The sequence below is a fragment of the Streptomyces hazeniae genome (assembly GCF_031845485.1).
GTDB lineage: Bacteria > Actinomycetota > Actinomycetes > Streptomycetales > Streptomycetaceae > Streptomyces > Streptomyces hazeniae.
Genome location: NZ_JAVREQ010000011.1, coordinates 169,529 through 181,340 on the forward strand (window position 1 = coordinate 169,529; position 11,812 = coordinate 181,340).

Annotated in this window: 14 protein-coding genes; 11 read left to right on the top strand and 3 right to left on the bottom strand. The window is 74.0% G+C overall.

Features of this window, described 5'->3' with window-relative positions; all coding sequences use genetic code 11:
* Positions 1-42 precede the first annotated feature (42 nt).
* Complete coding sequence (hisI, locus tag RM572_RS14520; RefSeq protein ID WP_311673740.1) at positions 43-417, bottom strand: phosphoribosyl-AMP cyclohydrolase; 375 nt, start codon at positions 415-417, stop codon at positions 43-45.
* A gap of 144 nt (positions 418-561) precedes the next feature.
* Between hisI and RM572_RS14525 the strand changes: the two genes are divergently transcribed.
* The 3 genes from RM572_RS14525 to RM572_RS14535 are packed head-to-tail and all read left to right on the top strand — an operon-like array spanning position 562 to position 2,849.
* On the top strand, positions 562-1,449 hold the full coding sequence (locus RM572_RS14525; protein WP_311673741.1) for a hypothetical protein: 888 nt from the start codon (positions 562-564) through the stop codon (positions 1,447-1,449).
* A 27-nt stretch (positions 1,450-1,476) separates the two neighbouring features.
* Positions 1,477-2,124, top strand: coding sequence for a TIGR03085 family metal-binding protein (locus RM572_RS14530; protein WP_311673742.1), 648 nt, complete (start codon positions 1,477-1,479; stop codon positions 2,122-2,124).
* Positions 2,121-2,849: a type 1 glutamine amidotransferase gene (locus tag RM572_RS14535; protein ID WP_311673743.1), complete on the top strand. Its 729-nt coding sequence runs from the start codon at positions 2,121-2,123 to the stop codon at positions 2,847-2,849. The genes RM572_RS14530 and RM572_RS14535 overlap by 4 nt, the downstream gene beginning before the upstream one ends.
* Before the next feature lie 76 nt (positions 2,850-2,925).
* Here RM572_RS14535 and RM572_RS14540 read toward each other — a convergent pair whose 3' ends face one another.
* Positions 2,926-3,636, bottom strand: a complete 711-nt coding sequence (locus RM572_RS14540) for a B3/B4 domain-containing protein (RefSeq protein ID WP_311673744.1) — start codon at positions 3,634-3,636, stop codon at positions 2,926-2,928.
* A 196-nt stretch (positions 3,637-3,832) separates the two neighbouring features.
* On the opposite strand from RM572_RS14540, the gene RM572_RS14545 reads away from it, so the two are divergent.
* The 8 genes from RM572_RS14545 (at position 3,833) to RM572_RS14580 (ending at position 11,120) form a co-directional block, all read left to right on the top strand.
* Complete coding sequence (locus RM572_RS14545; protein WP_311673745.1) at positions 3,833-4,663, top strand: nitrilase-related carbon-nitrogen hydrolase; 831 nt, start codon at positions 3,833-3,835, stop codon at positions 4,661-4,663.
* A gap of 96 nt (positions 4,664-4,759) precedes the next feature.
* Positions 4,760-5,590, top strand: coding sequence for a DUF6282 family protein (locus tag RM572_RS14550; protein WP_311673746.1), 831 nt, complete (start codon positions 4,760-4,762; stop codon positions 5,588-5,590).
* Positions 5,591-5,692: 102 nt separating this feature from the next.
* Positions 5,693-6,511 carry an IclR family transcriptional regulator gene (locus RM572_RS14555; protein ID WP_311673747.1) on the top strand — a complete coding sequence of 273 codons (819 nt, stop codon included), beginning with the start codon at positions 5,693-5,695 and terminating at the stop codon, positions 6,509-6,511.
* On the top strand, positions 6,508-7,452 hold the full coding sequence (locus RM572_RS14560; RefSeq protein WP_311673748.1) for an alpha/beta hydrolase: 945 nt from the start codon (positions 6,508-6,510) through the stop codon (positions 7,450-7,452). Before RM572_RS14555 ends, RM572_RS14560 begins: the two co-directional genes overlap by 4 nt.
* 1 nt (position 7,453) lies before the next feature.
* On the top strand, positions 7,454-8,101 hold the full coding sequence (locus RM572_RS14565; RefSeq protein WP_311673749.1) for an ABC transporter permease: 648 nt from the start codon (positions 7,454-7,456) through the stop codon (positions 8,099-8,101).
* Entirely contained in the window at positions 8,094-9,317 is a 1,224-nt protein-coding gene (locus RM572_RS14570) for an ABC transporter ATP-binding protein (protein ID WP_311673750.1), read from the top strand. The genes RM572_RS14565 and RM572_RS14570 overlap by 8 nt, the downstream gene beginning before the upstream one ends.
* 4 nt (positions 9,318-9,321) lie before the next feature.
* Positions 9,322-10,050, top strand: coding sequence for an ABC transporter permease (locus RM572_RS14575; RefSeq protein ID WP_311673751.1), 729 nt, complete (start codon positions 9,322-9,324; stop codon positions 10,048-10,050).
* Between the two features lie 35 nt (positions 10,051-10,085).
* Positions 10,086-11,120 carry a glycine betaine ABC transporter substrate-binding protein gene (locus RM572_RS14580; RefSeq protein ID WP_311673752.1) on the top strand — a complete coding sequence of 345 codons (1,035 nt, stop codon included), beginning with the start codon at positions 10,086-10,088 and terminating at the stop codon, positions 11,118-11,120.
* 34 nt (positions 11,121-11,154) lie between these two features.
* Here RM572_RS14580 and RM572_RS14585 read toward each other — a convergent pair whose 3' ends face one another.
* Positions 11,155-11,451, bottom strand: a complete 297-nt coding sequence (locus RM572_RS14585) for an acyl carrier protein (protein ID WP_311673753.1) — start codon at positions 11,449-11,451, stop codon at positions 11,155-11,157.
* Positions 11,452-11,812: the final 361 nt, after the last annotated feature.

Sequence of the window (11,812 nt, forward strand, 5' to 3'; positions counted from 1 at the left end):
CGTGACGGGTGCGTGGCGGCGGGGCCGGGTGCGTGCCGGCGGTCAGCCGTCGGCGGTGACGGGCAGGGGCGCGGCGTCGAAGCAGGTGTGGTCGCCGGTGTGGCAGGCGGCGCCGGTCTGGTCGACCCTGACCAGGACGGTATCGCCGTCGCAGTCCAGGGCCACGGACTTGACGTGCTGGACGTGGCCCGAGGTGTCGCCCTTGACCCAGTACTCCCCGCGGCTGCGCGACCAGTAGGTGCAGCGGCCGGTGGTGAGGGTGCGGTGCAGGGCCTCGTCGTCCATCCAGCCGAGCATCAGCACCTCGCCGGTGTCGTACTGCTGGGCGATGGCGGGGACCAGCCCGTCGGCGTTGCGGCGGAGGCGAGCGGCCACGGCGGGGTCGAGTGCGGAGGAGTCTGCGGGGACGCGGGTCATGGGTCCATTCTGCCGCCGCGTGCGGTGCGGTGCGCAACGCCGCTCGGGGTGCCGGTGTGGCGTGCGGGGCAGGCGTGATCGGGCATGTACCGGACATTCTCCCCCGCGGTCCCGGATGTCCGTGCGATGCGGCATCCTTGCGCCATGAGTCTTCCCCCGCCGCCGCAGGACCCGCAGGCGCACGGCAGTTCAGGATCGTCGGGCTTCGGGCCGCCGCAGGGATTCGGGCCCGCGCCCGGCGGGCCGGCTCCCCAGGGGCAGCCGGCCGGCGGCGGCTTCGGCCCGCCCGGCAGCGGAGCGGGGACGGGGCCGGGCGGCGGGTTCCCGCCCCCTCCGGGGTACGGCACACCGCACGGGCAGCCCGGCTTTCCCGGCCCGCCGTACGGGATACCCCCGCAGCCGCCCGGCGGCGGCAATCGCGGTGCCAAGGTCGCGGCGATCGTGGTGGGCTCGGTGCTGGCGGCTGCGGTCGCGGTGGGCGGCGTGGTGCTGCTGGTCGGGGGCGACGGCGGCAGCAGCAGGGCCGAGGCCACCGGAGAGAGTTCACCCGGCGCGGAGGAGGAGCCCGGCGCGGGCGGCGCCGACCCCTCCAGTGCCCCGGACGTTCCGGCCCCGGGCGCCTCGCAGGAGCCGGACTCCTCCCTGCCGACGTCCCCGGGGCAGGATCTGGTGCCGTTCGTCGTGCTGGAGCCCGGTCAGTGCTTCGACCACCCGGCGCTGAGCAGCGACGTCTCCCTGGTGGAGACGCGGTCGTGCGACGAGTCGCACGACGGCGAGGTCATCACCAACGACACGCTCACCGGCACCTTCGCGGACGAGCAGGCGCTGCGCACGAAGGTGATGGAGCTGTGCCACTCCGACGTGAACACCCGGCTGAACTCGATGCCCAAGGACGGCCGGATGTACTACTACTACGCGATCTACCCGGCGCTGCCGACGTACCAGCTGGGCGACGACGACACGATCTCCTGCGCGATCACCCTGAGCGACACACTGGACGGCCCGAAACTCACCGCTCCGCTCCCGGACTGAGGAACCGCACGGGCGTACGCTGACGGCATGTCGACTCATGCCAGGCGGGAACGTCTGCTTCTCGCCGACCTGCTGGAGAGTGCCGGGCCGGAGGCCGAGACGCTGTGCGGCGGCTGGCGGACACGTGATCTCGCCGCGCACCTGGTGGTGCGCGAGCGGCGGGCAGACGCCGCGGGCGGGATCGTCCTCAAGCCGCTCGCCGCGCGTCTGGAGAGGGTGCAGGCCGAGTTCCGGGACAAGCCGTACGAGGAGCTGATCCAGCTCATCCGCACCGGGCCGCCGAAGTTCTCCCCGTTCTCGCTGAAGCAGGTGGACGAGGCGGCGAACGTGGTGGAGTTCTTCGTGCACGCGGAGGACGTCCGCCGGGCGCAGCCGGACTGGACGCCGCGCGAGATCGATCCGGTGTTCGCCGACGCGCTGTGGCGCCGGCTGGAGACCGTCGCCCGGCTGTCCGGGCGCCGCTCGCCGGTCGGCCTGGTCCTGCGCCGCCCGAACGGCCAGACCGTGGTGGCGCACAAGGGCACCCCGGTGGTCACGGTGAGCGGTGAGCCGGCGGAGCTGCTGCTGTTCGCCTACGGGCGGCAGCGGGTCGCCCGGGTCGAGACGGAGGGCGACAAGGACGCCGTGGCCCGGGTGCTGGAGGCGGAGCTGGGCCTGGGAGACTCCCAGGCATGAGCGATCCTGCGGGGATACCCCGCGTGCTGGTGGTACAGAACGGCCCGGACGGCGGTCCGGGCCGTTTCGGCGTGTGGCTGACCGAGGCGGGGCTGGCGCTGGACGTGGCGCACGGCTACCGGGCCGAGGGTCCGCCGGTGCCGGAGGAGCTCTCCCAGCAGGCGGTGGTGGTGCTGGGCGGTGGCTATCTGCCGGACGCCGACGACCGCGCGCCCTGGCTGGCGCGGACGCGGGCGCTGGTGACACGGGCGCTCGAGCGGGAGGTGCCGGTGTTCGGCATCTGCCTGGGCGGGCAGCTGCTGGCGCAGGTCGCGGGCGGCACGGTCCGCGGGGAGCACGGGGCGCCGGAGGTCGGCAGCACCGCGTTGACGCTGCGCGCGGAGGCCGGTGAGGACGTGCTGTTCCGCGGCCTGCCCGAACGCTTCACCGCGATCGAGAACCACGTGGACGCCATCACCGCGCTGCCGCCGGGCGCGCCGTGGCTGGTGGAGAGCGAGCGCTGCCCGTACCAGGCCTTCCGGGTCGGTGAGCGGGCCTGGGGCGTGCAGTTCCACCCCGAGGCGAGCGCCGCGCAGACCCGCCGCTGGGAGCCGGAGCGGCTGCGCCGGCTGGGGTTCGACCCGGACGACGTCCCGGCGCGGGCGGAGCGTGACGAGGCGGCGGCGACACCGGTGTGGCGCGAGGTCGCGCGGCGGTTCGCCGGCGTGGTGCACGCGGCGGCTTAGCGCGGACGCGTCCGGGCGCCGGAGCGGCTCGGCCGGTCAGCCGGTCAGCCGGTCGGCCGGTCAGCCGGTCGGCCGGTCAGCCGGTGACGACCCGGGAGGCGAACGCGGCGCCGGGGCTGCCGTCGGCCAGGGCTTCGACCAGCGCCTCACCGGCGGCGTGCAGCGCGTCGTCGGTCATGGCGCCGAGCGCGTCGAGTACGAAGAAGGCGCGGGTCGTCTCGTGCGTGAGGCGGGTGCGGGCGCACTGGCGCCAGTTCCACCGGCGGCAGGTGACGCCCGCGTCGTCCCGCCACACCACCTCGCCCGCGCGGGGGTGTTCGACGGCCGGCTCGCCGCCGGCGACGACCTCGAACGGCTCGCTGCCGTCGGCCCGGACCAGCCGGGCCGGACCGCGGTAGTGGTCGAGGTCCTCGCCGCCGAGCGGCACGAGGTGCGCCACCGAGACGGCGTTGTACACGTCGGTGAGCCGGTCGACGCGGGGCAGGCCGTCGTCCAGCCGGCGCAGCAGCGCCTCCGCGCTGGGGCGGGTGCGCCGGGGCTTGGCCCCGAAGGCCCGGAACGCCTCATGCCAGGCGGCGAGGTGCGGGTGGTCCTCGGGCGGGAGGCCGCCCAGCAGGTCGCGGGCCCGCTTCTCGGCCGCCGCCAGATGCCGTTCACCGGTCTCGTCGCTCGGCCCGGGCCGCAGGCCCTCGGCGACCACGACGAGCGCGCGGTAGTCGGGGCGCAGTGCGGAGACGGCCGCGTCGATGCGGACGGCGTCGAGCCAGTGCTGTGCGTCGGCGGTCACGGTTCTCGGTTCTCCCTGCGGGACGAGCACGACAGAGGTCATCATGCTGCACTTTCCGGTACACCGTACTGCATCGTCGCGGGTGCCGGTTGTCTGCACCGCAACCACCCTTGCGACCTGCGCCGACGGCCCGGTAGAACGCGCCCCCAGGGCGGGGAGAGACCCCGGGCCGGACAGCGGAGAGGGGTGATCCGCCGTGCGGATCGCACTGGCGCAGACCGACTGCGCGCTCGGGGACGTGACGGGCAACCTCGAGCGTGCCCACCGGATCGTCCGGCGCGCGGCGGCGGAGGGCGCCGATCTGGTCGTCTTCCCCGAACTGAGCCTGCACGGTTACGCGTTGGGCCGCGTGCCGGAGGACACCTCGCTGGCCGCCGACGACGCACGGCTGGCGGCGCTGGCCGCGCACGGCCCGGACGTGCTGGTCGGCCTGCACGAGGACGGGCGCCTGCGCCGCTACAACGCGGCGAGCTACCTCTCCGACGGCTCCGTGCTGCACACCCACCGCAAGCTCTACCTGCCGAACTACCTGGAGTGGGAGGAACGCAAGCACTTCAGCCCGGGGCACGCGCTGCGGGCGTTCGACACGGCGCACGCCCGGGTCGCCACCCTGATCTGCAACGACGCCTGGCAGCCCATGCTGCCGTGGCTGGCCGCGCAGGACGGCGCGGAGGTGCTGCTCGTGCCGACCAACAGTGCCGACGGGCTCGCGCCGGGCGCCGTCGACACCGCGGTGTACTGGGAGGACCTGCTGCTCAACATCGCCCGGCTGCAGCAGTGCTGGGTGGTCTTCGTCAACCGGGTCGGGCAGGAGGGCAAGGCGTCCTTCTGGGGCGGTTCGCGGGTGCTGGACCCGTGGGGCGGCATCGCGGCCGAGGCCCCCCGCTGGGAGGAGTCGCTGACCCTGGTGGACCTCGACGTGCGCGCGGCGCGCCGCAGGCGCCGGGAGATGCCGCTGCTGGAGGAGGCCCGTTTCGGCCTGGTCCAGCGCGAGGTGCGCCGCCTCATGCAGGAGGGCGTCGACTGACAGCCAGGGGAGCATCGCGCCCGCGCCGCCCGCCGGGCCGTTGCCCCTCGGGCAACTCGCGTTGCGCGGCGGCGGCGAGGGGAGCAGCCTGTGCGGGTGTTCGACCTCCATGTGCACGCGGCCCCGGACGTCGTCCCGCGCCGCGCCGACGACCACGACACGGTCGCCGCCTACGCCGTAGCCGGGTTCTCCGGCTGCGTGCTGAAGGCGCACTACGAGTCGACGGTCGGCCGCGCGGCCGCCGCGGCCCGCGCGCACGGCCTTCCCGTGTACGGCGGCATCGCACTCAACCAGCACACGGACGGCGTCAACCCGTCGGCCGTGGCCGCCTGCCTCGACGCGGGCGGCCGGGTGGTGTGGATGCCCACCGCCGACGCCCACACCCAGCGCGCGGCGGGCCTGCCCCGCCTGTGCGGCGCGCGGCCCGGACTGTCGTCGCACGCCTACGGCGTCCCGCCGCAGAACCCCCTCGCCGCGCAGGCCGCACGGCAGGTGTGCGCGCTGGTCGCGGAGGCGGACGCGGTGCTGGCGACCGGCCACCTGAGCGCAGCGGAGGTGCGGTGGCTGCTCCCGGAAGCGCACGCGGCCGGCGTACGGCGGCTGCTGCTCACCCACCCCGGATACACCGTGCCGGGGATGCGCGCCGAGGAGGCGGCCGAACTCACCGCGGCCTACGGCGCGTTCGCCGAGATCACCACGTTTCAGCTGCTGCACCAGCCGGGCATGACGGCCGCACGGCTGGCGGCGTACGTCTCCCGGGTCGGGCCGGAGCGCGTGGTGCTCTCCTCCGACGCGGGCCAGCCGGACTCCCCCACGCCGCCGGAGGCGCTGGCCCTGCTGGTCGACGCCCTGTCCGGCGAGGGACTGGACGGGGGCGCGCTGCTCGCCTCCGCGTCCGAGCGCCCCGAGACGCTGGTCGTCCCGTGAGGCGGACCGCCCGCGGCGGCATCATGACGTCCGTCACGCGGTAGTTGCCGAACGGGCAACGACGGTTGTCCGCAGCGCTCCCCCGCCCCCATCCTCGGGGCCATGTCGAGCGAGGGTTCCTCCAGCCTTCACCGGACGCTGGCCATCCTGCAGGCGCTCGGTTCCGACGACGCGGCCGAACGCGGCGGGCTGGGCGTCGTCGAAGTCGCGCGGCGCGTGGGCCGGGAGAAGACACAGGTGTCCCGGGCTCTGAAGGCGCTGGACCGGGTCGGTATGGTGGAACGGGACGCTGGCACCCGCTGCTACCGGCTCGGCTGGCAGGTGTTCACCCTCGCCTCCAACGCGGGGCGTCCGCGACTCGTCGCCGAGGCGCCGCCGGTGCTGCGCAGCGTGGTGAACGTGCTCCAGGAGCGCGTCCACCTGACGGTGCTCACCGACGGCGGCGCCCTGACCGTGCTCTCGGAGCGCCCCTGCCGGGCGGTTCAGGCCACCGGCTGGATCGGCCGGGTGGTGCCGCTGCACACCACCTCCTCGGGCCGTGCGCTGCTCTTCGACCACTCCGAGGACGAGGTGCGGCACCTGCTGGCCGGGACGTCCTTCCCCGCGCCCGAGCCGAACGGGCCGCGGGACGTGCCGGACTTCCTGGGGCGGCTGGCACGGGCCCGCGAGGCGGGACACGCGCGGGTCGAGGAGGAGTTCGAGGCCGGGCTGGTCGCTGTCGCCGCGCCGGTGCGGGACTTCCGCGGCAGGGTGACGGCCGCGCTGAACGTCTCCGGCCCGGCCTGGCGGATGGGCCAGGACCTCGACCGCGCCGCCCGCGTCACCTGCGCGGCGGCCCACCGCATCTCCCGCGCGATGGCCGGTCTGCCGGCCACGCCGCCCTCACCGGACGCGCACAGCGACAGGAGGACCGACCGATGAACTCTCACCCGTTCCCGTTCTTCAGCAGCGGGATGCGGCTCGACGCGGACCTGCACCTGCCCGACGACGACGGAGTAGGGGCGCCGTACCCGGTGGTGGTCCCGGCCTCCGGCTACCAGGGCCTGAAGGTCATCCACCCGGAGCGGTTCGCCCGGGCGCTGACGGCACGCGGCTACGCGGTCGTCGCGTTCGACTACCGCGGCTTCGGCGCCAGCGAGGGCGAGCGCGGCCGCCTGGTGCCGCAGGAGTGGGCGGAGGACGTGCGGGCGGCGGTGGACCGGGTGTCCGCCGACGACCTGCTCGACGCCGGGCGCATCGGGCTGCTCGGCTGGGGCATGGGCGGCGGCGTGGCCGTCGCCGAAGCGGCGGAGGACCCGCGGGTGCGGGCGGTCGCGGCCGTCAACTGCATCAGCGACGGCACCCGTTCGACCCGCAACATGCACGACGACGCGAGCTGGCGGAGCCTGCTGGACCGGGTGGCCCGGGACCGCGGGCAGCGGGCTGCGAACGGCCGCAGCGAGATCACCTCCCCCTGGGACATCGTGCGCCTGGACCTGGACGACCGGACCGACGGGTACGTCGGCGAGGAGCTGTACAAGGCGCCCGGCTTCGGCTCCGGGGTGAGCCTGGAGTCGGCGGACATGCTGCTGCGGTTCTCGCCCCAGGAGGTCGTGCACCGGCTGGCGCCGCGCCCGCTGCTGGTGGTGCACGGCGCGGAGAACCGGCTGCACCGCCCCGAGGAGGCGCGCGCCCTGTACGACCATGCGCGGGAGCCGAAACGGCTGCGGCTGATCGAGGGGGCGGGACACACGGAGTGGATGTTCGACGAACACCCCACGTTCCGGGAGCTGGTGGAGGAGCTGGACGGGTTCTTCGCCGAGGCGTTCCCGGCAGCCGGGCCCGTGTCCGCCGGCGCCGGGTGCGCAGGGGCGGGCGGGTGAGATGACGTTCCCTCAGTTCTTCGCGGACAACTGGCCCATCGTGCTGGACGCCACCCTGGCGCACGCCCTGCTGGTGCTCCAGGGACTCGGGCTGGCCGTCCTGATCGGCGTGCCCGTCGCGGTGCTCACCTACCGCACGGGCACTCCGCGCGCGGTCGCGCTCGGCGTCGCCGGGGTCTTCCTGACCATCCCGTCCTACGCCCTCTTCGGGCTGCTCATCACCCCGCTGGGCCTGGGCAGCGGCCCGTCGATCGTCGCGTTGACGCTGTACGCGCTGCTGCCGGTCATCCGCAACACCGTGGTCGGCCTGCGCGCGCTCGACCCGGCGGTGGTGGAGTCGGCGCGGGCCATGGGCATGGGGCGGCTGCGGGTGCTGGCCACCGTCGAACTGCCACTGGCCTGGCCGGTGCTGCTCACCGGACTGCGGGTCGCGACGCAGCTGCTGCTGGGCATCGCCGCCATCGCGGCGGCCGTCAACGGTCCCGGGCTCGGCAACCTCATCCTCGACGGCCTCGCCACGGCGGGCACGCCGTTCGCCGTCTACCTGACGCTGGAGGGCGCGCTGGGCATCGTCGTGCTCGCCGTCCTCTTCGACCTGATGTACGCGGCCGTGAACCGGCTGACCACACCCAGAGGGCTCGGTGCTTGAGAAGATGACCAACGGCAGCAAGCGCGGCGACGGCGGCCGGACCGCCGGGGAGCAGCAGGACGAGGACCGCGCGATGATCCGCCTGGAGGCGCTGACCAAGCGCTACCCGGGCCAGCGGCAGGCCGCGGTCGAGGAGCTGGACCTGGAGATCCCTGCGGGCCGGATCGTCACCTTCGTGGGGCCGTCCGGCTGCGGCAAGACCACCACCATGAAGCTGATCAACCGGCTGATCGAACCGACCTCCGGCCGCATCCACCTGGACGGCAGGGACGTCACCGAGGTCGCCCCGCACGTGCTGCGGCGCAACATCGGCTACACCATCCAGCAGGGCGGACTGTTCCCGCACCGCACGGTCGCCGACAACATCGCCACCGTGCCCAGACTGCTCGGCTGGGACCGGGAGCGGATCGCCGCCCGGGTCGACGAGCTGCTGGACCTGGTCGGGCTGGCGCCACAGACGTACCGCAGGCGCTATCCCAAGCAGCTCTCCGGCGGCCAGCAGCAGCGTGTGGGCGTGGCGCGGGCCCTGGGCGGCGACCCGCAGGTGATGCTGATGGACGAGCCGTTCGGCGCGATCGACCCGCTCAACCGGGAGGCGCTGCAGAACGAGTTCCTGCGCATCCAGGCGGAGGTGCGCAAGACCATCGTCTTCGTCACCCACGACATCGACGAGGCCGTGAAGATGGGCGACCGCATCGCGATCTTCGGCGACGGCGGAGTGGTGCACCAGTACGACACCCCCGAGCGCATCCTCGCCGATCCCGCCGACGACTTCGTGTCCGACTTCATCGGGGCGGGCGCGTCGGTGCGGCGGCTGTCGCTGACCCCGCTCGGCGCGCTGCCGGTGCCCGACTGGCCGACGGTGGGCGACTCCGCCGGCGGCGAGGAGCGGGCCGCGGCGGCGCGACGCGCCGGACACGGCCACCTGATGGTGCTGGACGACGACGGCCGCCCGGCGGGATGGCTGCGCGTGGAAGACGGTGCACCCGGAGAGCGGCTTCCGCTGCTCACCCCGCTCGGGCCGGACGCCACCCTCTTCGACGCTCTCGACCGCATGCTGGCCGCCAACTCCTCGGCGCTGGCCGTCGTCGACGGGGACGGCGGCTACCGGGGCGTGGTGACCATGGACGCGGTCCGCGAGCTGATCAACAGCACCGCCGCGCACGCTCCCCGGCCGCACGGTTCCGGCGGCTCCGACGCGCTGCAGGAGGTGTGAGCCGGTGCGTGCCCTCGTCCGCTACGGCGCCACGCCCGTCGCCCTCGCCGTGGTACTGACGCTGCTGGCGTGGTACGTGTCCGCGCAGCCGCACGACCTGATCGAGCAGCGCAGCCTCAACTCCGCCTACCTGCTGAGCCGGACGGTCAAGCATCTGGAACTGCTCGCCGTGGTCACGGTGCTGATCCTGGCCGTCGCGATCCCGACCGGCGTGCTCCTCACGCGCGGCCGGGCACGGCGCCTCTCCGGACCGGTGCTGGCCGTGGCCAACGTGGGGCAGGCGCTGCCGTCGCTGGGACTGATCGTGCTGCTGGCGGTGGCCTTCGTGAGCCTGGGAGTGAACGAGATCGCCGTCATCGCCTTCGTGGCGTACGGCATCCTCCCGGTGCTGCGCAACACCATCGCCGGGCTCCAGCAGGTCGACCGGTCGGTGATCGAGTCGGCGCTCGGGATGGGCATGACGCGGCGGGCGGTGCTGTGGCGCATCGAACTGCCCCTGGCCGTCCCGGTGATGCTCGCCGGCGTGCGAACGGCCCTGGTCATCACGGTCGGCACGGTCGCGCTGGCGACGTTCATCGGTGCGGGCGGGCTGGGCGACGTCATCTCCAACGGCATCGCCTCCCACCGGAACCTGGTCCTGGTCACCGGGAGTGTGCTGGTCGCGGTGCTCGCGCTGGCCGTGGACTGGCTGGCGGGCATCGCCGAGGACCTGCTGCGGCCGCGCGGGCTGTGACGGGGCCGACGAGAGGAGTGAGGAAGGTGAGAGACGTGCTGCGACGTGCGCGCAAGACCGTCCGGCGGGCCGCCCGGCGGACCGTCGGGCGGAACCACCGGTGCCTGGCCGCGGTGCTCGCCCTGACCGCACTCGCGGTCACCGGCTGCGGCGGGTCGGCGGCGCAGGGCGCCGACGTCACCGCGAAGGAGCTGCGCGGCGGCTCGCTGGCCGAGGACTTCGACCTGTCCGGGGCCCGCTTCACGGTGGGATCGAAGGAGTTCACCGAGCAGAAGATCCTCGGCAGCATCACGCAGTACGCGCTGCGCGCGGCGGGCGCCCGTACGAAGGACCAGACCGGGCTGAGCGGTTCGACCATCGTGCGCGGCGCGCTGGAGGGCCGCGAGATCGACATGTACTGGGAGTACTCCGGCACCGGCTGGACGCAGTACCTCGGCCACGACCGGCCCGTGGAGGGCGCCCGGGAGCAGTTCCGCCGCACCGCGACGGAGGACCGGGAGAAGAACGGCGTGGTGTGGCTCGGGCCGACCCGGTTCGGCAACCAGTACGCGATCGCGCGGGCGAGCGACGTCACCGGCGACCTCGCGGACGTCGACGAGCTGAGCGACCTGCGGCGGTACGGTGCCGCGCACCCGGAGGAGATGACGCTGTGCGGGGCGGCGGAGTTCCTGGACCGCGAGCTGCGGGCGATACAGAAGACGTACGACGTCGGCTTCCCGGCGCCGCAGGTCTACCAGAACGCGCTGGCGCTCAACTACGTCAACGTCGCGAAGGGCAGCCCGTGCACCTTCGCGGAGGTCTTCACCACCGACGCGCGCATCGAGTCCCTGGACCTGACGGTGGTGAAGGACGATCGGTACCACTTCACCACGGAGCTGGCCGCGCTGACGGTGCGTGAGGAGACGCTGAAGAAGCACCCGGAGCTGGAGCAGCTCGCGCAGCGGCTGGGCGAGAAGCTGACCGAGGACACGATGATCGAGCTCAACGGCATGGTGGACCTGGAGGGCCGCTCCCCCGACGAGGCGGCGCTGCACTTCCTGCGGAAGCACGGCTTCGTCGGCGGGCGGTGACCGCCTGAGCGCTCGCGCGGGCGGCGGAGAGGTTTCAGGCCCTCGCGCGGGCGGCTGCCACGCGCTGCTGCTCCTGTTCGGCGGCGGCCATGCGGTCCAGGTACGCGTCGGCCGCGTCGTCGATCAGGTCGGCGGCCTCGGTGAGCGTGATCTTGACGGGGAACGGCGCCATGGACAGGCCGGTGCGCTCCTCGACGAGCACGCTCAGCTCGGTGAGCGACAGCGAGTCCATCTCGAGCTCGGCGAAGGTGGCGTCGGGGTGCAGGTTCTGCTTGGGGAGGCCGAAGGTCTCCATGAGGATCTGCATCAGCAGGTTGAAGGCCACGGTCATGGCATCCTCCCGGTGGCGTGGACGGCCGCGCTCTCCCACAGTGCCGCCGCACCCCCGGCCCCCGGCGTATCCGCGGGGCGGAGGCCGCCGCGCTTCACCCGCGTGGGCCATGGCCCGCCCCGCGGTGTGGGGTCGGGGGCGTGCGTTCCGGTCCGGGCCGACGACCCGGAAACCCATGATTTACGGGCCGCGTTCTCGGCGAACCGAGGGCACGACTCCTATTTCGCGGCCCACACATCACGGGCAAGTGTTTCCGGGCGCATCGACCCTGCCCTCCACCCACGCCCCCTCACGTCCCCGGTGGTGACGCCCGGGCCCCTGGGGGGAGGGCCCGCCCCGCGTGCAGGCTGGTGGGGGTGGT